General features: G+C 65.0%; 20 protein-coding genes and 2 pseudogenes. 20 read left to right on the forward strand and 2 right to left on the reverse strand.

The window, feature by feature from the left end:
• Positions 1-12: 12 nt before the first annotated feature.
• Positions 13-399: a phage holin family protein gene (locus AC56PL_RS06940; protein ID WP_497153327.1), complete on the reverse strand. Its 387-nt coding sequence runs from the start codon at positions 397-399 to the stop codon at positions 13-15.
• Between the two features lie 123 nt (positions 400-522).
• Between AC56PL_RS06940 and hisD the strand changes: the two genes are divergently transcribed.
• From hisD to AC56PL_RS06995, 11 genes and pseudogenes are all read left to right on the forward strand, one after another.
• Positions 523-1854, forward strand: coding sequence for a histidinol dehydrogenase (gene hisD, locus AC56PL_RS06945; RefSeq protein WP_497153328.1), 1332 nt, complete (start codon positions 523-525; stop codon positions 1852-1854).
• Complete coding sequence (locus AC56PL_RS06950) at positions 1851-3011, forward strand: histidinol-phosphate transaminase (RefSeq protein WP_495515604.1); 1161 nt, start codon at positions 1851-1853, stop codon at positions 3009-3011. Before hisD ends, AC56PL_RS06950 begins: the two co-directional genes overlap by 4 nt.
• Complete coding sequence (hisB, locus tag AC56PL_RS06955) at positions 3008-3628, forward strand: imidazoleglycerol-phosphate dehydratase HisB (RefSeq protein WP_495515605.1); 621 nt, start codon at positions 3008-3010, stop codon at positions 3626-3628. The genes AC56PL_RS06950 and hisB overlap by 4 nt, the downstream gene beginning before the upstream one ends.
• Positions 3625-4275 (forward strand): imidazole glycerol phosphate synthase subunit HisH, encoded by a 651-nt coding sequence (gene hisH, locus AC56PL_RS06960; protein ID WP_495515606.1) that lies wholly within the window; start codon positions 3625-3627, stop codon positions 4273-4275. Before hisB ends, hisH begins: the two co-directional genes overlap by 4 nt.
• Positions 4276-4300: 25 nt before the next feature.
• Positions 4301-4555 carry a hypothetical protein gene (locus AC56PL_RS06965; RefSeq protein ID WP_495515607.1) on the forward strand — a complete coding sequence of 85 codons (255 nt, stop codon included), beginning with the start codon at positions 4301-4303 and terminating at the stop codon, positions 4553-4555.
• An 8-nt stretch (positions 4556-4563) separates the two neighbouring features.
• Positions 4564-5310 carry a bifunctional 1-(5-phosphoribosyl)-5-((5-phosphoribosylamino)methylideneamino)imidazole-4-carboxamide isomerase/phosphoribosylanthranilate isomerase PriA gene (priA, locus tag AC56PL_RS06970; RefSeq protein ID WP_497153329.1) on the forward strand — a complete coding sequence of 249 codons (747 nt, stop codon included), beginning with the start codon at positions 4564-4566 and terminating at the stop codon, positions 5308-5310.
• Complete coding sequence (locus AC56PL_RS06975; protein ID WP_495515609.1) at positions 5307-6167, forward strand: inositol monophosphatase family protein; 861 nt, start codon at positions 5307-5309, stop codon at positions 6165-6167. The genes priA and AC56PL_RS06975 overlap by 4 nt, the downstream gene beginning before the upstream one ends.
• Positions 6164-6937, forward strand: a complete 774-nt coding sequence (hisF, locus tag AC56PL_RS06980) for an imidazole glycerol phosphate synthase subunit HisF (protein WP_495515610.1) — start codon at positions 6164-6166, stop codon at positions 6935-6937. The genes AC56PL_RS06975 and hisF overlap by 4 nt, the downstream gene beginning before the upstream one ends.
• Positions 6938-6998: 61 nt before the next feature.
• On the forward strand, positions 6999-7346 hold the full coding sequence (hisI, locus tag AC56PL_RS06985) for a phosphoribosyl-AMP cyclohydrolase (protein ID WP_482142157.1): 348 nt from the start codon (positions 6999-7001) through the stop codon (positions 7344-7346).
• Positions 7347-7490: 144 nt separating this feature from the next.
• Positions 7491-8576, forward strand: a pseudogene (locus AC56PL_RS06990) (DUF222 domain-containing protein); the annotation flags it as partial.
• Positions 8577-9032, forward strand: a complete 456-nt coding sequence (locus tag AC56PL_RS06995; protein ID WP_497153582.1) for an HNH endonuclease signature motif containing protein — start codon at positions 8577-8579, stop codon at positions 9030-9032.
• 5 nt (positions 9033-9037) lie between these two features.
• On the opposite strand, the gene AC56PL_RS07000 is transcribed toward AC56PL_RS06995, so the two are convergent.
• Positions 9038-9817, reverse strand: a complete 780-nt coding sequence (locus AC56PL_RS07000) for a class I SAM-dependent methyltransferase (RefSeq protein ID WP_497153330.1) — start codon at positions 9815-9817, stop codon at positions 9038-9040.
• Between the two features lie 165 nt (positions 9818-9982).
• Between AC56PL_RS07000 and AC56PL_RS07005 the strand changes: the two genes are divergently transcribed.
• The 9 genes and pseudogenes from AC56PL_RS07005 to AC56PL_RS07045 all read left to right on the forward strand — a co-directional run bounded on the left by AC56PL_RS07005 (position 9983) and on the right by AC56PL_RS07045 (position 22819).
• Positions 9983-10165, forward strand: a complete 183-nt coding sequence (locus AC56PL_RS07005; protein ID WP_028462844.1) for a tautomerase family protein — start codon at positions 9983-9985, stop codon at positions 10163-10165.
• A 25-nt stretch (positions 10166-10190) separates the two neighbouring features.
• Positions 10191-11753 (forward strand): anthranilate synthase component I, encoded by a 1563-nt coding sequence (locus AC56PL_RS07010; protein WP_497153331.1) that lies wholly within the window; start codon positions 10191-10193, stop codon positions 11751-11753.
• Complete coding sequence (locus tag AC56PL_RS07015) at positions 11746-12495, forward strand: Trp biosynthesis-associated membrane protein (protein ID WP_497153332.1); 750 nt, start codon at positions 11746-11748, stop codon at positions 12493-12495. Before AC56PL_RS07010 ends, AC56PL_RS07015 begins: the two co-directional genes overlap by 8 nt.
• 139 nt (positions 12496-12634) lie before the next feature.
• A complete protein-coding gene (gene trpC, locus AC56PL_RS07020) occupies positions 12635-13453 on the forward strand; it encodes an indole-3-glycerol phosphate synthase TrpC (protein ID WP_495515615.1) in 819 nt (272 codons plus the stop codon).
• 15 nt (positions 13454-13468) lie between these two features.
• A complete protein-coding gene (gene trpB / locus AC56PL_RS07025) occupies positions 13469-14755 on the forward strand; it encodes a tryptophan synthase subunit beta (protein ID WP_495515616.1) in 1287 nt (428 codons plus the stop codon).
• The gene (gene trpA / locus AC56PL_RS07030) at positions 14748-15554 is read left to right on the forward strand and encodes a tryptophan synthase subunit alpha (RefSeq protein ID WP_495515617.1); all 807 of its coding nucleotides are present in this window, start codon (positions 14748-14750) and stop codon (positions 15552-15554) included. The genes trpB and trpA overlap by 8 nt, the downstream gene beginning before the upstream one ends.
• Positions 15551-16537: pseudogene (gene lgt, locus AC56PL_RS07035) on the forward strand (prolipoprotein diacylglyceryl transferase); the annotation flags it as partial. The gene trpA and the pseudogene lgt, both read left to right, overlap by 4 nt.
• A 215-nt stretch (positions 16538-16752) precedes the next feature.
• Positions 16753-21321, forward strand: coding sequence for a glutamate synthase large subunit (gltB, locus tag AC56PL_RS07040; RefSeq protein WP_497153333.1), 4569 nt, complete (start codon positions 16753-16755; stop codon positions 21319-21321).
• On the forward strand, positions 21314-22819 hold the full coding sequence (locus tag AC56PL_RS07045) for a glutamate synthase small subunit (RefSeq protein ID WP_495515619.1): 1506 nt from the start codon (positions 21314-21316) through the stop codon (positions 22817-22819). The genes gltB and AC56PL_RS07045 overlap by 8 nt, the downstream gene beginning before the upstream one ends.
• Positions 22820-22841: the final 22 nt, after the last annotated feature.

Consider the following 22841-nt stretch of genomic DNA (forward strand, 5'->3'; position numbering starts at 1 on the left):
AACCCGTCGACGTCAGCGGTCTTGACGGTCGGGGACCAGTGCCCCGAGCAGGAAGTTGACGATCGAGATCACAATCGAGCCACCGACCGCGGTCCAGAATCCGTCGACGCTCAGGCCGAAGTCGGTGGTCTCGGTGACCCAGGCCGTCAGCAACAGCATCAACGCGTTGATGACCAGGGTGAACAGTCCCAGCGTCAGGACCAGCAGGGGGAGCGACAGCAGCTGCACAAACGGCTTGATCGCGGTGTTGACGATGGTGAAGACCAGTGCGATGAACAGCACCACCAGGATCTGAGCGCCGGTGTCGCGGCCGTCCGTGGCGATCGATATCCCGTTGATGAGGGCTGCCGCAATCCAGATGGCGACAGCATTGATGAGGAGGCGTGCGGCGAAGACCATGATCAGATCCTAGGGGCGCTGGTAAAAACGGCTGGCCGGAACGCATATCCTTAGAAGTAAGTCCGCAGTGGCCATTCCAGGGGCAACTGTGGATCGCCAACGATTCGTCAGGAGTTCGTGCTCATGCTTGCCCGCACCGACCTTCGCGGTGCCAACGCCACCACCGCTCAACTACGCCGGACCCTTCCGCGCGGCGCCACCGACGTCGACACGGTCTTGGGCCAGGTCAAACCGGTGATCGATGCGATCCGCGAGCATGGTGCCTCCGCGGCGCTCGACTACGGCAAGAAGTTCGACGGCGTGGCACCGGAGACCGTGCGGGTCCCCGGTGAGCAGATCGAAAAGGCCCTGGCCGAGATCGATCCCGATGTCCGCGCCGCGCTGTCGGAGGCGATCGAGCGGGCCCGTCGGGTTCACGCCGACCAGCGTCGAACCGACGTGAGCACCGAGGTCTCACCGGGCGGAACAGTCACCGAACGCTGGATCCCCGTGGGACGGGTCGGTCTGTATGTGCCGGGCGGCAACGCGGTCTATCCGTCGAGCGTGGTCATGAATGTGGTGCCCGCCCAGGTGGCCGGTGTCGAATCCCTGGTGGTCTCGTCGCCACCTCAGGCGCAATTCGACGGTCTGCCACATCCGACGATCCTGGCGGCCTGCGCGCTGCTCGGTGTCACCGAGGTCTGGGCGGTGGGCGGTGCACAGGCCGTTGCCCTGCTGACCTACGGCGGCACCGATACCGACGGCGCCGACCTCGATCCGGTCGACCTGATCACCGGCCCTGGCAACATTTACGTGACGGCGGCAAAACGGCTGTGCCGCAGCGTTGTCGGCATCGACTCCGAAGCCGGCCCCACCGAGATCGCGATCCTGGCCGACAGTTCGGCCAGTCCGGTGAACGTGGCCGCCGACATGATCAGCCAGGCCGAACACGACGTGATGGCAGCGTCGGTCCTCGTCACCGACAGCCCCGAGCTCGCCGACGCCGTGGACGTTGCAATCGAGCTCCAGGTCCGGCGGACCAAGCACGTGGATCGGGTTCGTGAAGCGCTCTCTGGTCCGCAGTCGGGAATCATTTTGGTGGACAACATCGATCAGGGCCTGCAGGTGGTCAACGCCTACGCCGCCGAACACCTCGAGATCCAGACCCGCGACGCTGCTGCGGTGGCTGCCCGAGTACGCAGTGCCGGTGCGATCTTCGTCGGCGACTACTCGCCGGTGAGCCTGGGCGACTACTGCGCCGGCTCCAACCACGTTCTGCCCACGTCGGGTTCGGCGCGGTACAGCTCGGGTCTGTCGGTGCAGACGTTCCTGCGCGGCGTGCACGTCATCGACTACGACGAGGCCGCACTCAAGGAGGTCTCCGGACACGTGCAGACCTTGGCGAAGGCGGAAGATCTGCCTGCGCACGGTGAAGCCGTCCGGCTGCGGTTTGCAGGTTCGGAGGATCTTCGGTGACTTCTTCGACCCCCACCTCCTCGACCAGAAGGATCGGGCTTGACGACCTTCCGTTGCGCGAGACGCTGAAGGGTCAGTCGCCCTATGGCGCACCGCAGCTCGACGTGCCGTTCCGCCTGAACACCAACGAGAACCCGCACCCGCCGTCGCAGGCACTGATCGATGACGTCGCGGAGTCGGTGCGCGAGGCCGCATCGCAGCTGCACCGGTATCCGGACCGGGACGCGGTCGCGCTGCGTACCGATCTCGCCGCCTACCTCAGCTCGGCGACAGGTGTTGCACTCGGTGCTGAAAACCTCTGGGCGGCAAATGGATCCAACGAGGTCCTGCAACAGTTGTTGCAGGCTTTCGGTGGTCCGGGCCGCAGCGCGATCGGGTTTGTCCCGTCGTACTCGATGCATCCGATCATCTCCACCGGCACCGACACCACCTGGATCGAAGGAAAGCGCAACGCCGACTTCTCATTCGACCTCGATGGCGCACTCTCGGCGATCGCCGAGCGCAGGCCCGATGTGGTGTTCCTGACCTCACCCAACAACCCGACCGGTGGCTCCATCTCGCTCGACGACGTGCGCGCCGTGGCCGCCGCGGCGCCGGGCATCGTCATCGTCGACGAGGCCTACGGTGAGTTCTCCGCGGCACCGAGTGCGGTCGAACTGATCGAGGAGTTCCCCGCCAAGGTGGTGGTCAGCCGGACCATGAGCAAGGCATTCGCCTTCGCGGGCGGACGCCTGGGCTACCTGGCCGCCGATCCGGCCGTGATCGATGCGCTGCTGCTCGTTCGGTTGCCGTACCACCTGTCGGTGGTCACGCAGGCCGCCGCCCGGGCGGCGCTGCGACATGCCGACGACACCCTCGCCGGGGTCGCCGCGATCGTCGCCGAACGAGGGCGCGTCACTGCTGAACTGACCCGGTTGGGCTACTCGGTGGTCGACTCCGACGCCAACTTCATCCTGTTCGGCCCGTTCGCCGACGCGACCGTGAGCTGGCAGAACTACCTCGATGGTGGCGTGTTGATCCGTGACATGCAGATCGAGGGCCATCTACGTGCCACCATCGGATTGCCCGCCGAAAACGACGCGCTGCTGGCCCGCAGCGCCGAACTGGCCCGCACTGACCTAATAGGCCCGACACACTTGATCGGAGAGCAGAAATGACCGCACAACCGCGCGTGGCCCGCATCGAGCGGACCACCCGGGAGTCCTCGATCACCGTGGAGATCAATCTCGACGGCACCGGGCGCACCGACATCTCCACCGGCGTGGCGTTCTACGACCACATGCTCACCGCATTCGGTGCGCACGGCAGCTTCGACCTCACGGTGGCGGCCAAGGGTGACGTCGAGATCGAGGCCCACCACACCGTCGAGGACACCGCGATCGTGCTCGGCCAGGCCATCGCGAAGGCTCTCGGTGACAAGAGGGGCATCCGCCGCTTCGGCGACGCCTGGATCCCGATGGACGAGACCCTGACACAGGCCATCGTCGACGTCTCCGGACGCCCGTACTGCGTGTTCACCGGCGAGCCCGAGCACATGCTGACCACCACCATCGGCGGCAATCCCGGCGTGCCGTACCACACGGTCATCAACAAGCACGTCTTCGAAACCCTCGCGATGAACGCCCAGATCGCGCTGCACGTGCGCACGATCTACGGCCGCGATCCGCACCACATCACCGAGGCGCAGTTCAAGGCTGTGGCACGCGCACTGCGAGCCGCAACAGAATCCGATCCGCGGGTGAGTGGTGTGCCGTCGACGAAGGGGGCCCTGTGACCGGCAGCAACGGCGATCGTACGGTCGCAATCCTCGACTACGGTTCGGGCAATCTGCGTTCGGCGCAACGAGCCCTGGAGCGGACCGGTGCGCAGGTCACGGTGACGTCCGATCCGGCGATCGCGTTGGAGGCCGACGGTCTCGTGGTGCCCGGTGTCGGCGCCTTCGCGACATGCATGGAAGGCCTGCGCGCGGTCAAGGGCGACCGCATCATCGACGACCGGCTCGCCGGTGGCCGACCGGTCCTTGGCATCTGTGTCGGTATGCAGATCCTGTTCGAACGCGGTGTCGAGTTCGGTGCCGAAGCGCAGGGCTGCGGACAGTGGCCGGGTACGGTCACCCAGCTCCAGGCAGAGGTGCTGCCGCACATGGGCTGGAACACCGTTGAGGCAGAACCCGATTCGATGCTCTTTGCGGGCATGCCCGAAGATGAGCGCTTCTACTTCGTGCATTCGTACGCCGCGCAGAGCTGGGAGTTGCCCGCGGACGCACTGTTCAAGGCGCCCAAACTGACCTGGGCCACCCACGGGGGACGGTTCCTCGCCGCGGTGGAGAACGGCCCGCTGTGCGCGACCCAGTTCCACCCGGAGAAGTCCGGTGACGCCGGAGCCCGGCTGCTCAACAACTGGGTCGGGTCATTGACGTGACCGCCGCGACAAGCCCTGCGCCACAATGATGACCGCACCACGGTTCTCGTTTGCCCGGCTGGCCCTCTTCACCGTGGGTGCCGGAGTCGTGGTGCTGGCTGTCTCTACGGTGATCGTGATCGGACTGGCGAAGGTGTCACCGCTCGCCGCCCTGATCGTCGCGCTTCTGGCGCTGATACTGGCAATTGTCGCGATGGGTATTGTTGCCAACCGGATGGTCGACCGCGTGGCCCGCGCGATGCGCGAAGAAGCAGACCAATCAGAAATCGAAGGAGACTGATCCCCAGCATGAATGCACGACTTGAGCTGCTCCCGGCGGTCGATGTGGCCGATGGCCAAGCAGTACGGCTGGTGCAGGGTGCCGCCGGAAGCGAAACCTCTTACGGTTCGCCCCGTGAGGCGGCCCTGACCTGGCAGCGTGACGGTGCGGAGTGGGTGCATCTGGTTGATCTCGACGCCGCTTTCGGTCGCGGCAGCAACCGTGAACTGCTGGCCGAGGTGATCGGTGAACTCGACGTGAAGGTGGAACTGTCGGGCGGAATCCGCAACGACGATTCCCTGAAGGCCGCGCTGGCAACCGGTTGTGCCCGGGTCAATCTCGGCACCGCCGCACTGGAAGACCCGCAGTGGTGTTCACGCGCCATCGCCGAATACGGCGACCGCATCGCGGTCGGCCTCGACGTCCAGCTGGTCGACGGGTCCTACCGCCTGCGTGGCCGCGGCTGGGTGTCGGACGGCGGCGACCTGTGGGACGTTCTCGAACGCCTCGAGCGTGATGGCTGCAGCCGCTACGTCGTGACCGATGTGACCAAGGACGGCACCCTCACCGGACCGAACCTGGAACTCCTGCGGGAGGTCACCGCCAAGACGGATGCACCGGTGGTTGCCTCCGGTGGCGTCTCCGCCATCGAGGATCTTGTTGCGATCGCCGGACTCGTGGGCACGGGCGTCGAGGGAGCGATTGTCGGCAAGGCGCTCTACGCCGGATGCTTCACCCTCGTCGAGGCGCTTGCGGCGGTCGCGTCGGCGTCATGAGTTCGGCGCTCGGAGGGACCCTCCCACCCGATCTCGATCCGGAGCAGTTGCTGGCCAGCGCTGCTGCGGTTCTCGATCAGAGCACCGACCGGTTTTTGTCGGGCGTCGGTGCACCCAGTGCGGTTTCCAAAGGCCATAACGATTTTGCCACCGAGTTCGATCTCGAGCTGGAACGCACAATCTCTGCGGAGTTGGAGCAGCGCACCCAGATCGCCGTTCACGGTGAGGAATTCGGTGGACCGGGCCTGACCGAGGGCACGGTGTGGGTGGTCGATCCCATCGACGGCACCTACAACTATTCGGCCGGACTGCCGATCGCCGGCATGCTGCTGGCACTGGTCCACGACGGCCTGCCCGTGCTCGGATTGACGTGGCTGCCGTTGTCGGGCTTGAACTATCAGGGTTTTGTCGACGGTGAACTGCTCTGCAACGGCGTTCCCGTGCCGCCGCGGCCCGAGCAGAAGCTCAGCGAGGCGATGCTGGCATTCGGCGCGTTCAACATCAACGGCCGCGGACGGTATCCGGGCGCGTACCGGGTGGAGATGCTCGGTGAATTGAGCAGGCGGACAGCGCGTCTGCGACTGTTCGGCAGCACCGGATTCGACCTTGCGCTCACCGCGGGTGGACAGCTCGGTGGCGCGGTCACCTTTGGTCACCACGCCTGGGACAACGCAGGCGGCGCCGCATTGGTCCTGGCGGCCGGTGGTCGGATCAGCGACATCGAAGGGCGGCCGTGGTCGGTCGCATCGCCGTCGATCGTGGCGGCCAGTGCCGGGGTCCACGAGGAACTGATCGAATTGATCGGCCGAATCGGGGATCCCCAGGCTTTTGAACCTCCGAAGGAGAAGTACATATGACGGTCGCGATTCGGGTCATCCCATGTCTGGATGTCGACGCCGGCCGGGTGGTCAAGGGCGTCAATTTCCAGAACCTGCGTGACGCCGGAGATCCGGTGGAGCTCGCCGCCGCCTACGACAAGGCCGGGGCCGACGAACTCACCTTCCTCGACGTCACAGCGTCGAGCGGCAATCGAGGCACGATGATCGACGTGGTCAAGCGCACCGCCGATCAGGTCTTCATCCCGCTGACGGTCGGCGGTGGTATCCGCACCGTCGCCGACGTCGACCGCCTGCTTCGCGCCGGCGCCGACAAGGTCAGCGTCAACACCGCGGCCATCGCCAATCCTGATGTACTCGGCGAGATGAGCCGGCACTTCGGATCGCAGTGCATCGTGCTGTCGGTCGATGCCCGCACCGTCCCGGAGGGTCAGCCCCCGACTCCGTCGGGCTGGGAGGTCACCACCCACGGAGGCCGTGAGGGCACCGGTATCGACGCCGTGGAATGGGCTCGCCGCGGCCAAGACCTCGGGGTCGGGGAGATCCTGCTCAACTCGATGGACGCGGACGGCACGAAAAACGGATTCGATCTCGCGATGATCACCGCAGTGCGCGCTGCGGTGAAGGTGCCGGTGATCGCCAGCGGCGGCGCCGGTGTGGTGGAACATTTCCCGCCCGCCGTGCGTTGTGGAGCAGACGCGGTGCTGGCGGCCTCGGTCTTTCACTTCGGTGAGCTGACCATCGGGCAGGTCAAGGACGCCTTGCGCGCCGAGGACATACCCGTCCGTTGAGGCCTGCGCTGCGCTGACTCAAGCACTGCACCAACAGTTTTCGTATACGGGAGTGACAACAATGCCGCTGGACACCGGGATCGCCGAGCAGCTCAAACGCAACGCCGAGGGCCTGATCTGCGCTGTGGTGCAGGAGGCAGGCACCGGGCAGGTGCTGATGGTTGCGTGGATGGATGACGACGCGCTGGCCCGCACCCTTGAAACTGGTGAGGCCACGTACTTCTCGCGGTCGCGGGGCAAACAGTGGATCAAGGGGGAGACCAGCGGGCACACCCAGAAGGTGATCGAACTCCGCCTGGACTGCGACGGTGACACCGTCCTGATGACGGTCGAGCAAACCGGTGCGGCCTGCCACACGGGCGACCACACCTGCTTCGACGCCAACGTGCTGTACACCGCACCGGCCTGAGGCCGCACTACCCGTACGGTGGTCGGTATTTCAATAGGCTCCACCTGTGTCGGTCAAATTGCCGGCCAAGGACTTGTCGGTGGGTGCTGATAGAACTGTTTCATGACCGCGGGGGTGGCAGATCTGATCGACCGTATCGAGGGTATGGCTCTTGGTGCGGAGGAGATCGTTGCTGTCCGTGAAGTGTTGTCCCGCAGGCTTGTTGATATTTCGTTGGCGAACGTGTCGGACAAGGAGGCTGTCGAACTCGCCCAAGTGATCGAAGCGCAGAGTCGCCGTGATGAAGCCGTCAAAGTACGGGTGGCGGTCGAGCTGCGGGAACGCTCGGTCGCCGCGAAGCAGGGTTTCAAACACAACAAGTTTTTGCGCCATCATTTGCGGATTTCGGCGACCCAGGCCAGTGCCCGATCGAAAAGGGCTGAACGCGTGGGCCAGTGGCATACCCCGTCGGGTGAGGTGATCGCGCCGGTGTACCCGCATACGTGGTTGGCGTTGCGTGATGGTGCGATCGGGGTGGCGCATTACACCGTCATTCACGACACCTTGCGCAGTCTGCCGGGGTCGATTCGCGGCGACCTCGAGAAGTGGTCCGAGGGGGAGTAATTGATGGCCGAGGCCGCTCGGACGATGGATCCTGACGAACTGAAGAAGGTCGGGCTGTATTTGCGTGATCATCTGGATCCGGATGGTGATTTCGATGATTTTGATGACCTGGATCGGCAGCAGAAACGGGAGTTGTCGGTGTCCAAGCAGGGTGCGGACAAGATGGCCGCCATCGCCGGCACCCTGGATCCGGTGACCAAGGCGTTGTGGGATGTGGTGGCCGCGAAGTGGGCTGCGGCGGGGATGAACAACCCGAACGATCCCGAATCGCCGTCCGGACCAGCCGATAAAGCCGATAGGGACACTGTGCAGGCTGCAGCCAAACGTGACAATCGCACGCCGGGGCAGCGCAATCATGATGCATTCAAACGGTTGCTGGAGTTGGCTGTCGGGCAAGGAACTCTGGGTCGGCACCGGGGTTTGCCTGCTCGGGTGATCGTGACCATGACTCTGGATCAGCTCGAAAAGGAAACCGGGGTTGCGACCACCGCCTCGGGCGGGGTCATGCCGGTGCGTGATGCCATCCGGTTGGCCGGGGTGAACCGTAAGTTTCTGGCGTTGCTCGACGACAAGCACCGCCCGCTATACCTGGGTCGTGAACAACGGTTGGCGACTGCTGATCAGCGGATGGCGTTGATTGCCGCTGAGCGGGGTTGTTCGCGGCCGGGTTGTGATGCTCCCGCGACTGAGGTTGCGGTCCATCACACGCGGGAATGGTCCAAAGGTGGGTGGACCGACATCACTGTGTTGACGTTGGTGTGCGATTCCGATCATGGGCAGGTTCATGATGGTGAAACAGGATGGATCACCGAGATCATCAACGCTGATACCGGTCCGCCGGGTTGGCAGGGCCGGATCGGCTGGCGCCAACGCGGAAGCCTGGATTTGCCGCAGCCCAACAACACTCACTTCCCGGACAAGTACTTCACCAACCCGGAGATGTGGAACCCGAACAGCGACGCCGACGCCGCGTGGTTCCTCGAACGTGCTCGGACGGCGTTCGAGACCAAGCCTGAAGCACCGGTCGCCCCGGTATATGCCGTCGATTTCGGATGGAAACGTGCAACCTATCGGGCTGCTTGACACATTCACCGATCCACAAGTGCCATCGACGCTCTCATCTGACTGAATCGCAGCAATGCGGGCTCGCCGATCACCTGCTGGTAACGGTCGATCACGTCACCGACGAAATCGTTGACGGCGGTTGCGTCGAGTCTGCTGGTCCAATCCGTACCGCCGACCGAAAACCATTGCGCGAACGCTTCGGTGGAGTCGAACTGCCAGCGCAGGTCCTGCACATCGAGATCGGTGACGGTGAAGCCGGCGGTCACGGCGAACTCGCGGAACCGATCCGGTTCGACGTGGAAGTACGGAGCCTCGAAGGCGACGAAATGATCGCGCCACGATGAGCTCGCCGCCACCTCCATGGCCACGTCTTCGATGCTGAGACGGTCTGTTGCACACACGATCTGGATGACAGCCCGGCCACCATCGTCCAGACTGCGGGCAATGCCCTGTAGTGCAGCGGTGTGGTCACCGATCCAGTGCAGGGCGTTGAACGACACCGCGATGTCGAAATCGCGCTCGAACGGCAACGCCAAAGCGTCATCGACATGGAATTGCACCCGGAGCAGGCCGATGGGCACCCGGGTGAGGGCTTTGTCGATCATCCGGTGGGAAGCATCCACACCCACGACCGACCCCGCCGGCAACCGCTGGGCCAGTTGCATGGTGATGAATCCGTCGCCGCAGCCGACGTCGAGGAGACGCTCATCGCCGGCCAGTTCGAGGTCTCCGATCGAGTTCTCGGCCACCATTCGCTGCAGTGCACTGACGTCGGCGTATCGGTCGCCATCCCAATCGACCACTGCAGCCACCTCTCGCCGGCGATGTACATGGGTTCAAGTGTGCCGTCAGCGCCGCTCACCTGGGTTTGGAATAGATCGATTCGCCACCCGTCTGCCGAAGTCTGACGCGACTCGTCTGGCTGGTCACCCGCTCGGAACCGAGCCGAGTTGTGGCACATTCGTTCCATGCCACTCATCCAGATCTCCCAGACACCCGGACTCAGTGATCGGGTCAAGCGTGAAACCATCGCCGCGGTCACCGAGGCGTATGCCCGTGCGACCGGGAAAAATCCCGATTCTGTATGGGTGACGATCACCGAGGTTCCACGGTCGCACTGGGGTGTGGGTGGGGAGCCGCTCGGTCAATAGCGAGAGACTGGGACAATCGGAGACGATGGCAAACATGACCACCGCCGCAGCCACTGCAGGCGGCTTCACAGACACCACAACGCTGGCCCAGTTCCTGGAGCTGGCAGCCGACCATCGGGTTGTGCCGGTGACCCGCAAGGTCCTGGCCGATTCGGAGACACCGCTGGGTGCGTACCGAAAACTCGCCGGTGACCGACCCGGGACCTTCCTGCTCGAGTCCGCGGAGAACGGCCGCTCGTGGTCCCGATGGTCGTTCATCGGCGCCGGCTCGCCCGCCGCGCTGACCTCGGTCGATGGCCAGGCGCAGTGGTGGGGGACCCGGCCCGCCGGCGCACCGGCGGGAGGCGACCCACTTGTCGCCCTCGCCGAGTCATTGCGAATCCTGGCCACCGATCGGTTCCCCGATCTGCCGCCGCTGACCGGTGGATTCGTCGGCTTTCTGGCCTACGACGCGGTCCGTCGTCTCGAACGTCTGCCCGACACGACGGTGAACGATCTGCAGTTGCCGGAGATGCTGATGCTGCTGGCAACCGACATCGCAGCCGTCGACCACCACGAGGGCACCATCACCTTGATCGCCAACGCGGTGAACTGGGACGGCAGTGCCGATCGGGCCGAGGAGGCGTACGCCGACGCAGTGGCCCGCCTCGACACGATGACGGCCGCGCTCGCCGCACCCGCGCCGTCGACCGTCTCGACCTATCACCCCGCAGAACCGGAATTCACCGCTCAGCGCACTCGCGAGGAGTACGGGACGATCGTCACCAGCCTGGTCTCGGAGATCGAGGCCGGTGAGGCTTTCCAGGTGGTGCCGTCGATGCGTTTCGAGATGCAGACCGACGCCGATCCCATCGACGTCTACCGTGTGCTGCGAACCACCAACCCGAGCCCGTACATGTACTTGCTGCGGGTTCCGGGTAATGGTGGACCCGACTTCACGATCGTCGGTTCCAGTCCTGAAGCTCTTGTCACCGTGAAGGATTCGGTGGCCACCACCCATCCGATCGCGGGTACCCGCTGGCGTGGGGAGACCGAGGCCGACGACCTGCTGCTCGAAAAAGACCTCCTCGCCGACGAAAAAGAGAATTCCGAGCACCTCATGCTCGTGGATCTCGGACGCAACGACCTCGGTCGGGTGTGCGAGCCGGGCACGGTGAAGGTGTCGGACTACCGGCACATCGAGCGCTACAGCCACGTCATGCACCTGGTGTCCACGGTGTCGGGGCAATTGCAGGACGGCAAGACCGCCCTCGACGCGGTGAACGCCTGTTTCCCGGCCGGGACCCTGACCGGTGCGCCCAAGGTGCGGGCGATGGAACTGATCGACGAACACGAGAAGACCCGGCGTGGCCTGTACGGCGGCATCGTGGGCTATCTCGATTTCGCGGGTGACGCCGATACCGCCATCGCGATCCGTACCGCGGTCCTCAAGGAGGGGCGCGCGTACGTGCAGGCCGGTGGCGGCGTGGTTGCCGACAGCGAGGCCGACTACGAGTACAACGAGGCCAGCAACAAGGCGCGCGCGGTCCTCAAGGCGATCGCGGCGGCCGAGACGATGACACCGATCGCGGGTACCGACAATGAGTGAGAGCAAGTCAGCAGGCAACGTTGCGAAAACTGCTCGGGGAGCGAGTGGTCGTGGCCGGCGGCTGGCGATCATCGCAGTCCTGCTCGGGCTCGGCGCGTTGGCCTTCTGGGCGGCCTCCCGGATGACCTGGGCCGAACTGATCGGCGCCGACGGCATGGCGCCGCCGCGAACGTTCACGGTCAAGGGGTCTGACTGGACACCGCTGTTGACCCCGCTGGCGATCGTGTTGCTCGCCGGAATCGCGGCGGCGGCATCACTGCGCGGCTGGGCGTTGCGAATCACCGCGTTTGTCGTCGCGGCGGTCGCGATCATCGGTCTCGTGCCCGCGTTGACGCTGCTGACCGGCGACGACCACGTCAGTTACGCGGTGGATGTGATCGACCTGCCGTCGCGCTATGAGGCACTACAGGTCGACACCAACGTCTTGCCGGGCCTGGTCGTGATCGCGGGAGCGCTGGCCGCTGTGATCGGCGCCGTTGTGATGCTGCAGGCCGCATCCCGGGATGCGCCGATGTCCTCGAAGTACAAGTCACCTGCGGCGCGTCGTGCCGAGCTCGAAGAAGAGGTCTTCGCCAAGCGCGATGCCGAACGCAAAGCGGCTGAAAGCAGCGCTGACGAAGGGGCGTCCCCGACCCCTGGCGACACCGGCTCGACCCCGGGCGACGGCAACGAACGGATGCTCTGGGATGCCCTCGATACCGGTGATGATCCGACGATTGACCCACCGGATCGCGAAAGGTGACGGTTCTCACTTCGTTTGGCGGTACCCCGAATCCATCGTCTACCGGGCCGCAGCTACCCTTTGCTTACTGAAACACGAGCTGCTGGGGTCTCGCGCGACCGACTACATCCTCGTCAGTGGCGTGAGAAAGGGGTTGATCATGAGCACGCAAACCGTCCTTGATTCGATATTGGCCGGGGTGAGGGCCGATGTGGCAGCACGCGAGTCTGTGATCGACTTCGCTGCCATCAAGGCCGCCTCCGCGGCAGCACCGGAGCCCATCGACGCGACCGCAGCGTTGCGTGAGCCCGGCATCGGTGTCATCGCCGAGGTCAAGCGCGCCAGCCCGTCGAAAGGCGACCTGGCCGACATCATCGATCCGGCAGCCCTGGCGCAGGCCTACGAGGCCGGGGGTGCACGGATCATCAGCGTGCTGACCGAGGAACGTCGGTTCCGCGGCTCGCTCGCCGACCTCGATGCCGTTCGCGCAGTGGTCCAGATCCCGGTCCTGCGCAAAGACTTCATCGTGGGCCCGTATCAGATCCACGAGGCCCGTGCCCATGGCGCGGACGTCATCCTGCTGATCGTCGCTGCCCTCGAGCAGAACGTGCTCAGCGCACTGCTCGACCGCACGGAGTCCCTGGGGATGACCGCGCTGGTCGAGGTGCACACCGAGGAAGAAGCAGATCGAGCGCTGCAGGCCGGAGCATCCGTGGTCGGCATCAACGCGCGCAATCTCAAGACCCTCGAAGTCGACCGCGACAGCTTCGCCCGGATTGCTCCCGGATTGCCTTCCAAGGTGATCCGGGTCGCCGAATCCGGGGTTCGCGGAACTGCCGATCTGCTGGCATACGCCGGCGCCGGCGCCGATGCGGTCCTGGTCGGAGAAGGCTTGGTCACCTCTGGTGACCCTCGTGCGGCCGTCTCGGAACTGGTGACCGCCGGAACCCACCCGTCCTGCCCCAAACCAGTCCGTTAGGCCCCTGTCTTCATCATGACCTCGTCGTCTGCTGCATCAGCTTCCTTCTATTCCGAACTCCCTCAGGCCAGCGCCGGTCTGGTCAACAGGACATCGGTCGAACCCGATCGCAGTGGACATTTCGGTGTCTACGGTGGACGCCACGTACCCGAAGCCCTGATGGCCGTGATCGAAGAGGTCACGGTGAACTGGGAGAAGGTTCGTACCGATGACGGGTTCCTGCGGGAACTCGATCGGCTCCAACGTGACTACAGTGGGCGTCCGTCGCCGCTGTACGAGGCCAAGCGCCTTTCCGAGTATGCCGGTGGCGCGCGGATCTTCCTCAAGCGAGAAGACCTGAACCACACCGGATCTCACAAGATCAACAACGTTCTCGGCCAGGCACTGCTCGCCAAGAAGATGGGCAAGAATCGCATCATCGCCGAGACCGGGGCCGGTCAGCACGGCGTGGCAACCGCCACTGCATGTGCGATGTTCGGTCTCGAATGCATCGTCTACATGGGTCGCGTCGACACCGAACGTCAAGCACTCAACGTCGCCCGGATGCGTCTGCTCGGTGCATCTGTGGTCGCCGTCGATACCGGTTCGGCCACACTGAAAGACGCGATCAACGAGGCCATGCGCGACTGGGTCACCAACGCGCACAACACCTATTACTGTTTCGGCACTGCCGCCGGACCCCACCCGTTCCCGGTGATGGTCCGCGATCTGCAGCGTGTGGTGGGTCTCGAGGCCCGTGAGCAGATCCTGCGCTCTGCCGGCCGGCTGCCCGACGCCGTGGTCGCCTGCATCGGTGGCGGCTCGAACGCGATCGGCATCTTCCATCCCTTCATCGATGACAAAGACGTGCGCCTGGTCGGCTACGAGGCCGCAGGCGACGGTGTGGAAACCGGACGCCATGCCGCGACCTTCACCGGTGGAACACCGGGTGCGTTCCAGGGTGCCTACTCGTACCTGTTGCAGGACGAAGACGGCCAGACCATCGAATCCCATTCCATCTCAGCCGGACTCGACTACCCCGGTGTCGGGCCCGAGCATGCATACCTCAAGGACATCGGCCGCGCGGAATACCGTCCGTGCACCGATTCCGCGGCCATGGATGCCCTTGCCCTGCTCAGTCGCAAAGAGGGCATCATCCCGGCGATCGAGTCGGCCCATGCCGTTGCCGGTGCGCTAGAGCTCGGTGTCGAGTTGGGGGAGGGCGCGATCATCGTCGTCAATCTCTCCGGGCGTGGCGACAAAGACGTCGACACCGCGGCCAAATGGTTCGGACTTCTAGACGAGGACACAGACAATGCCTGAAGCCGAATCTCGGCTCGGACCACTGTTCAACCGCTGCCGCGCCGAAGGGCGCAGCGCGCTGATCGGCTATCTGCCGGTCGGATACCCGGACCTTCCCGGTTCGCTGGCATCGATGCGGTCGATGGTCGAAGCCGGTTGCGACATCATCGAAGTCGGGGTCCCGTACTCCGATCCGGTCATGGACGGCCCGACGATCCAGGACGCGGCCGAACAGGCGCTGCGCGGTGGGATCCGGGTCCGTGACGTATTCACCGCGGTCGAGGCCATCGCCGACGCCGGTGGCAGCGCCGTGGTGATGACGTACTGGAATCCTGTGCTGCAGTACGGGATCGATCGCTTCGCCCGCGATCTGGCCGGTGCCGGTGGTCTGGGTCTGATCACGCCGAACCTCATCCCGGACGAGGCCGACGACTGGATGGCGGCCTCCACCGAACACAAGCTCGACCGGATCTTCCTGGTCGCTCCGTCGTCGACGGAAGAGCGGCTGGCGATGACTCTCGAAGCGAGCAGCGGGTTCATCTACGCCGCCTCGACGATGGGTGTCACCGGTGCCCGCGACAACGTGTCGTCGATGGCTCCGGAGTTGTGTGCCCGGATCCGTAAGCACTCCGACATCCCGATCGGTGTCGGACTGGGCGTGCGAAGCAAGACACAGGCAGCGGAGATCGCCGAATATGCCGACGGTGTGATCGTCGGCTCGGCGCTGGTCTCTGCGGTGGCGCAGGGTGATGCCGCACTACGCGGACTGACCTCCGAACTGGCCGAGGGCGTGCGGGCGCGCTCCGGGGTTCGTTCGTGAACACCGAGCCGCTGGCTTACATCCCCAGTCCCTCCCAAGGGGTCTGGGATCTGGGACCTTTCCCGATCAGGGCCTACGCGCTATGCATCATCGTCGGCATCATCGTGGCGATCTTCTGGGGCAACAGGCGCTGGGTCGCCCGCGGTGGCCGCGACGGTGAAGTCCTCGACGTGGCGATCTGGGCTGTGCCCTTCGGTCTCATCGGTGGCCGGATCTACCACGTGGCAACCGACTGGAAGACCTACTTCGGCGACGGACCCAAAGACCCGATCGATGCCCTCAAGATCTGGGACGGCGGCCTGGGTATCTGGGGTGCGGTCGCCTTCGGCGCGCTGGGCGCCTGGATCGGTGCCCGCCGGGCCGGCATCAAGTTGCCGCCCTTCGGTGACGCGATCGCGCCGCCCATTCTGCTGGCGCAAGCCATCGGCCGCCTCGGCAACTACTTCAACCAGGAACTCTACGGCGACAAGACCGACCTGCCGTGGGGCCTGAAGATCTACGAGCGCGTCGATTCTTCCGGCTATGTCAGCCCGGGCCTGATCGACGGCAAATCCAACGGCGTGGTCTATGCGATCGTGCAACCGACGTTCCTGTACGAGTTGTTGTGGAACGTCCTGATCGTGATCGCGCTTGTCGTCATCGACCGGCGTTTCCGGATCGGGCATGGCCGACTGTTCGCGCTGTACGTCGCCGGATACTGCGTCGGCCGGTTTGTCATCGAGACGATGCGCACCGATGCGGCCTCGCTGATCTGGGGTGTGCGGGTCAACCTGTTCACCGCTGCGCTGGTGTTCGTCTGTGCGGCGATCTACGTGGTTCTCGCGCCGAAGGGTCGCGAGACCCCGTCTGAGATCTATCACCCTGGCGCAGCACCGGATTCAGAGTCCGGCCCGAGCGAGCATCCCGTCGAGGGCTACGTCGAAGACGACCTGACGGACGCCGAGGTCGATGACCGGGCACGCAACCGGGTGGACTCTGCTGACGAGGAACGTAAATCCAAGCCGGACACCGAAAGCGAGACCGGCGAACGCCAGGTCTGACCCCGATGTGAATCAGCCGTCTTTCGGCTTAACTGCTAGCATTAGCAGTCGCACCAACGTCAATTCTCAGGTGCGTGTTCACACCACGGGCCAGTGACGTCCTGAGGATTGTTTGCTGGTTCCCTCGGGTGTCCGAGGGCTAGGCGTGGAGGTCGGATTTGCTGTTCTCTCAGCTCCCCAAAGCCCAGGGTCTGTACGACCCTGACTCAGAAGTCGACTCGTGCGGTGTCGCAATGGTCGCCGATATTCACGGCCGTCGAACCCACGAGATCGTCTCTGACGGGCTGCTCGCGTTGGAGAACCTGGACCACCGCGGCGCTGCCGGGGCCGAGACCAACAGTGGTGACGGTGCCGGGATCCTGATCCAGGTACCCCATGCATTCCTGCGTAAAGTGGTCGACTTCGTCCTGCCGCCCGCCGATCCGATCGCAGGCAACACCTTTGCCGTCGGCAACTGCTTTCTGCCGATGGAGCCGCAGGCGCGGGCCCGTGCGATCGCCCGGGTCGAGGCCATCGCCGCCGAAGAGAACATCACCGTCCTGGGATGGCGCGAATCCCCGGTCGAGGTCGACGCGGCCGACATCGGCGGTACCGCGCGCGCCTGCATGCCGTACATGAGCCAGCTCTTCGTCGTCGCGCCGTTGCGTGCCGACGGCACCGCGCCTGCGGGCCTGGATCTCGATCGCCTCGTCTACCCGCTGCGCAAGCGTGCCGAACGGGTCACGCCGGAAATCGAGGCCGACGGCAGCGGGCTCTACTTCGCGTCGCTGTCGAGCCGGACCATCGTCTACAAGGGCATGCTCACCACCAAGCAGCTGCCTGCCTTCTATACCGATCTGCGTGACGAACGGGTCTGCAGTGCCATCGCGATCGTGCACTCCCGGTTCTCGACAAACACGTTCCCGTCCTGGCCGCTGGCCCATCCCTTCCGTTTCGTCGCCCACAACGGTGAGATCAACACCGTGCGTGGCAACCGGAACCGGATGCGGGCCCGCGAGGCGATGCTGGCAACGGATCTGATCCCCGGCGACCTCACCCGCGTGTTCCCGATCTGTAGTCCCGACGCCTCCGACTCGGCCTCGCTCGATGAGGTCCTCGAAATCCTGCATCTCGGTGGCCGCAGCGTTCCGCACTGCGTGATGATGATGGTCCCGGAGGCCTGGGAGAACGTCACCGACATGGATCCCCGGCGCCGGGCTTTCCTGCAGTTCCACGCGTCGTTGATGGAGGCGTGGGACGGTCCGGCGTGCGTCACCTTCACCGACGGCACGATGGTGGGCGCCGTGCTCGACCGCAATGGTCTGCGGCCGGGACGTTGGTGGCAGACCGCGGGTGGCAAGGTGGTTCTGGCCTCGGAGGCCGGTGTGCTCGACATCCCGAATGACGAGATCATCGCCAAGGGACGGCTCGAGCCCGGCAAGATGTTCCTGATCGACACGGCGGCAGGCCGACTTGTTTCCGACTCAGAGGTCAAGGGACAGTTGATCGGCGAGGAGCCGTATGAGGAATGGCTGCATGCCGGCCTGCTGGAACTGGCACGCCTTCCCGAACGTCCACGATTTGTCCCGAGCCATGAATCGGTGGTCCGACGGCAGGTGACGTTCGGGTACACCGAGGAAGAGTTGCGGGTGCTGATCACACCGATGGCGGCCTCGGGGTACGAGGCCCTCGGTTCGATGGGCACCGATACCCCGATCGCGGTGCTCTCGCAGCGGTCTCGGTTGCTCTACGACTATTTCGTGGAACTGTTTGCGCAGGTGACCAATCCGCCGCTCGATGCGATCCGCGAAGAGATCGTCACCTCGATGGCGCGCGTGATGGGACCGGAGCAGAACGTGCTCGATCCGTCGGCTGCGTCCTGCAGGCAGATCCTGTTGCCGTGGCCGGTCCTGGACAACAGCGAACTCGCCAAGATCGTGCACATCAACGACGAGGGCAACCACCGTGGCCTGTCGGCGAAGGTGTTGCGCGCCCACTACCCGGTCGCCGAGGGTGGCCCCGGACTCGAACGTGCCCTGACGGATCTGCGGTCGCGGGCCAGTGAGGCCATCGCGGCCGGATACTCCACGCTGGTGATCAGTGACCGCGAGACCACGCGTGAGAATGCGCCGATTCCGTCGTTGCTGGCGACTTCCGCGGTTCATCACCATCTGGTGCGCACCAAGGAGCGGACCCGGGTGGCGCTGGTCGTCGAGACCGGCGATGCCCGCGAGGTCCACCACATCGCGTTGCTCATCGGTTTCGGTGCCGCAGCGGTCAATCCGTATCTGGCGTTCGAAACGATCGAAGACCTTGTCGCCGAGGGCGAATTGACGGGTGTCACCCCGTCCCAGGCGGTACGCAACTATCTGCAGGGCCTGGGCAAGGGTGTGCTCAAGGTGATGAGCAAGATGGGTATCTCCACTGTCGGGTCCTACACCGCCGCACAGTGTTTCGAGGCCGTGGGCCTGGCGGGGAATCTGGTGCAGGAGTACTTCACCCGTACGAAGACCCGGATCGGTGGCATCGGCCTAGACGAGATAGCCGAAGAGGTCCGGATCCGTCATCACCGGGCATACCCACCGAACGCAACAGAGCAGGCCTACCGTCCCCTCGAGGTCGGCGGCGAATACCAGTACCGGCGCGAAGGTGAACTCCATCTCTTCAGCCCGGAAACGGTGTTCCTGCTGCAACATGCGGCCAAATCCGGCAAGACCGAGGTCTACCGGAAATACACCGACGAGGTGAACCGGCTCTCCCGTGAGGGCGGCACACTTCGCGGCCTGTTCGAGTTCGACTCGGATCGTGAGCCCGTCCCGCTCGACGAGGTCGAGCCGATCGAAGAGATCATGAAGCGGTTCAACACCGGTGCGATGAGCTACGGCTCGATCTCGGCCGAGGCGCACGAGACGATCGCGATCGCGATGAACACGATCGGTGGACGTTCCAATTCGGGTGAGGGCGGAGAGGACACCGATCGGCTCTACGACCCGATGCGCCGCAGCGCGGTCAAGCAGGTCGCCTCCGGCCGGTTCGGTGTCACCAGCGACTATCTGATCAACGCGACCGACATCCAGATCAAGATGGCCCAGGGTGCCAAACCCGGTGAGGGTGGCCAGCTTCCGGCGTACAAGGTCTATCCGTGGATCGCCAAGACCCGGCATTCCACGCCGGGTGTGGCGTTGATCTCACCGCCGCCGCATCACGACATCTATTCGATCGAGGATCTGGCCCAGCTGATCCACGATCTGAAGAACGCCAACTCGCAGGCGCGGATCCACGTCAAGCTGGTCAGTGCCATGGGCGTCGGCACCGTTGCCACCGGTGTCTCCAAGGCGCATGCCGACGTGGTGCTGATCTCGGGCCATGACGGTGGTACCGGTGCCTCACCGCTGACATCGCTCAAACACGCCGGGACCCCGTGGGAGATCGGCCTGGCCGACGCACAGCAGACCCTGATGCTCAACGGGCTGCGCGACCGCATCACCGTGCAGTGTGACGGCGCGTTGCGGACCGGTCGCGACGTGATGGTGGCCGCGCTGCTCGGCGCCGAGGAATACGGATTCTCCACGGCGCCACTGATTGTCGCCGGCTGCATCATGATGCGGGTCTGTCACCTCGACACCTGTCCGGTGGGGGTGGCGACGCAGAATCCGAAGCTGCGGGCGCGATTCACCGGCCAGGCCGAACACATCATCAACTTCTTCAAGTTCATCGCAGAGGATGTGCGGGAGCATTTGGCGATGCTCGGTTTCCGCACCCTCGACGAGGCGATCGGACATGCCGAGGCGCTGCACACGGCACCGGGTGTGGCGCACTGGAAGTCGAAGGGGCTCGACCTCTCGGCGATCTTCGCCGTGCCGGAGACGACATCACCCAAGCGTCGGATGCGGGGCCAGGAACACGCGCTCGACAAGGCGCTCGATCAGACGCTGATCCAGCTGGCCGAGGGTGCACTCGAGGATGCTCACCGGGTGACGCTGGAGATTCCGGTCCGCAACGTCAACCGAACCGTCGGCACGTTGCTCGGCTCGGAGGTGACCCGTCGATACGGCGCGTCCGGTCTGGCGGAGGACACCATCACCGTCGCCCTGTTCGGGTCGGCCGGTCAGTCACTCGGTGCGTTCCTGCCGCCGGGCGTGACCCTGGTCCTGACCGGTGACGCCAACGACTACGTCGGAAAAGGTTTGTGCGGCGGCAAGATCGTCGTGCGGCCCGATCCGGACGCACTCTTCATCGCCGAAGATCAGGTGATCGCCGGCAACACCATCCTCTATGGCGCGACCAGTGGTGAGGTGTTCCTGCGCGGCCGCGTCGGTGAACGGTTCTCGGTGCGCAACTCTGGTGCCGTCGCGGTGGTCGAAGGCGTCGGTGACCATGCCTGCGAGTACATGACCGGTGGCCGGGTGGTGATCATCGGGCCGACCGGACGCAACCTCGCGGCGGGTATGTCCGGCGGTATCGCCTATGTCTACCAACTGGATTCGTCCAAGGTGAACACGGCGATGGTCGACCTGCAGAGCCCGGACCCCGACGATCTGCTCTTCTTGCACGAACGCATCACCAAGCACGTCGAACTGACCGGTTCGTCCGTCGGTGCCTCGATGCTCGCCGACTGGCCGCGGCGCAGCCGGAAGTTCACCAAGGTGATGCCCACCGACTACCAACGTGTCCTCGACGCGGCCCGGATGGCGGAAGCCGAAGGCCGAGACGTGGATTCGGCGATCATGGAGGCAGCTCGTGGCTGACCCGCGCGGATTTCTGGAGGTCGACAAGGCCGAGGCCGTGACCCGGCCGGTGTACGAGCGGGTCAACGATTGGCGAGATGTGTACGCCGACGCAGATCCACTCATCGAGATCGCCCACGTCTCCGAACAGGCCCGGCGGTGCATGGACTGCGGGATCCCGTTCTGCCACTCCGGAACCGCCGGTTGCCCGTTGGGCAACCTCATCCCGGAGTGGAACGATCTGGTCCGCCGGGGACGGTGGGACGTGGCCAGTGACCGGCTGCACGCCACCAACAACTTCCCGGAGTTCACCGGCAAGATCTGTCCGGCGCCGTGCGAATCCGCCTGTGTGCTGTCGATCTCGCAGGCCACCACCGGTGGCAGCGTCACCATCAAGCGCATCGAGAAGACCATCGCCGACGAGGCGTGGCGCGAAGGATTCGTCCGGCCGCTGACGTCGAAGACCACGTCGGGGAAATCGGTGGCGGTGGTCGGGTCGGGTCCGGCCGGGTTGGCTGCGGCACAGCAGCTCACCCGGGCCGGCCATGCGGTGACCGTCTACGAACGGGACGACCGCCTGGGCGGTTTGCTGCGGTACGGAATCCCCGAATACAAGCTGCAGAAGGCCGATGTCGAGCGCCGCCTGGCGCAGATGAGGGATGAGGGCACCGAGTTCGTCGTCAGCTGCAACGTGGGCGTCGATGTGACCGTCCCCGAGCTACGGGAGCGCTACGACGCCGTCGTGCTCGCCCTGGGCGCACTGAAGGCCCGCGACAACACCGCGGTGCCCGGACGTGGCCTCGGTGGTGTGCACCTGGCGATGGAGCACCTGGTGCCCGCCAACAAGGAGTGCGAGGGCGACGGGCCCTCGCCGATCTCCGCGCATGGCAAACACGTTGTGATCATCGGCGGTGGCGACACCGGTGCGGACTGCCTCGGCACGGCCCATCGGCAGGGTGCGGCCTCGGTGACCCAGCTCGACTACAACCCGGAACTACCCGAAGAGCGCGACGACGACCGGTCTCCGTGGCCGACGTGGCCGCTGATCCTGCGTAGTTCGTCGGCGCATGTCGAAGGCGGAGAGCGTCGATACCAGGTGGCGGTGCAGCGGTTCATCGGTGATGAGCACGGCAACGTGGCCGCGATGGTGCTCGCCGAGGTCACCGTCGAGCGTGACGAGGATGGACGACGCACGATCGTCCCTGTCGGTGAAGAGTTCGAATTGCCCTGCGAGCTGGCACTCTTTGCGATCGGCTTCGAAGGGGTCGAGGAGATGCAGCTGTTGTCGGATCTGGAACTTGCGCCCAACCGCCGCGGCGCGCTGGGCTGCGGCAGTGACTGGCAGACAGACGCCCCGGGGGTGTTCGTCTGTGGCGACGCACATCGGGGTGCCTCGCTGGTGGTGTGGGCGATCGCAGAAGGTCGCGCGGCCGCACGCGGGGTCGACGAGTTCTTGATGGGTGAATCGGATCTGCCGTCGCCGGTACATCCGGCAGCACTGCCCTTGTCTGTCCGGTGATCTGGAGCGGTGTCCCGGTGAG

Source organism: Williamsia sp. Y721 (genome assembly GCF_059683565.1).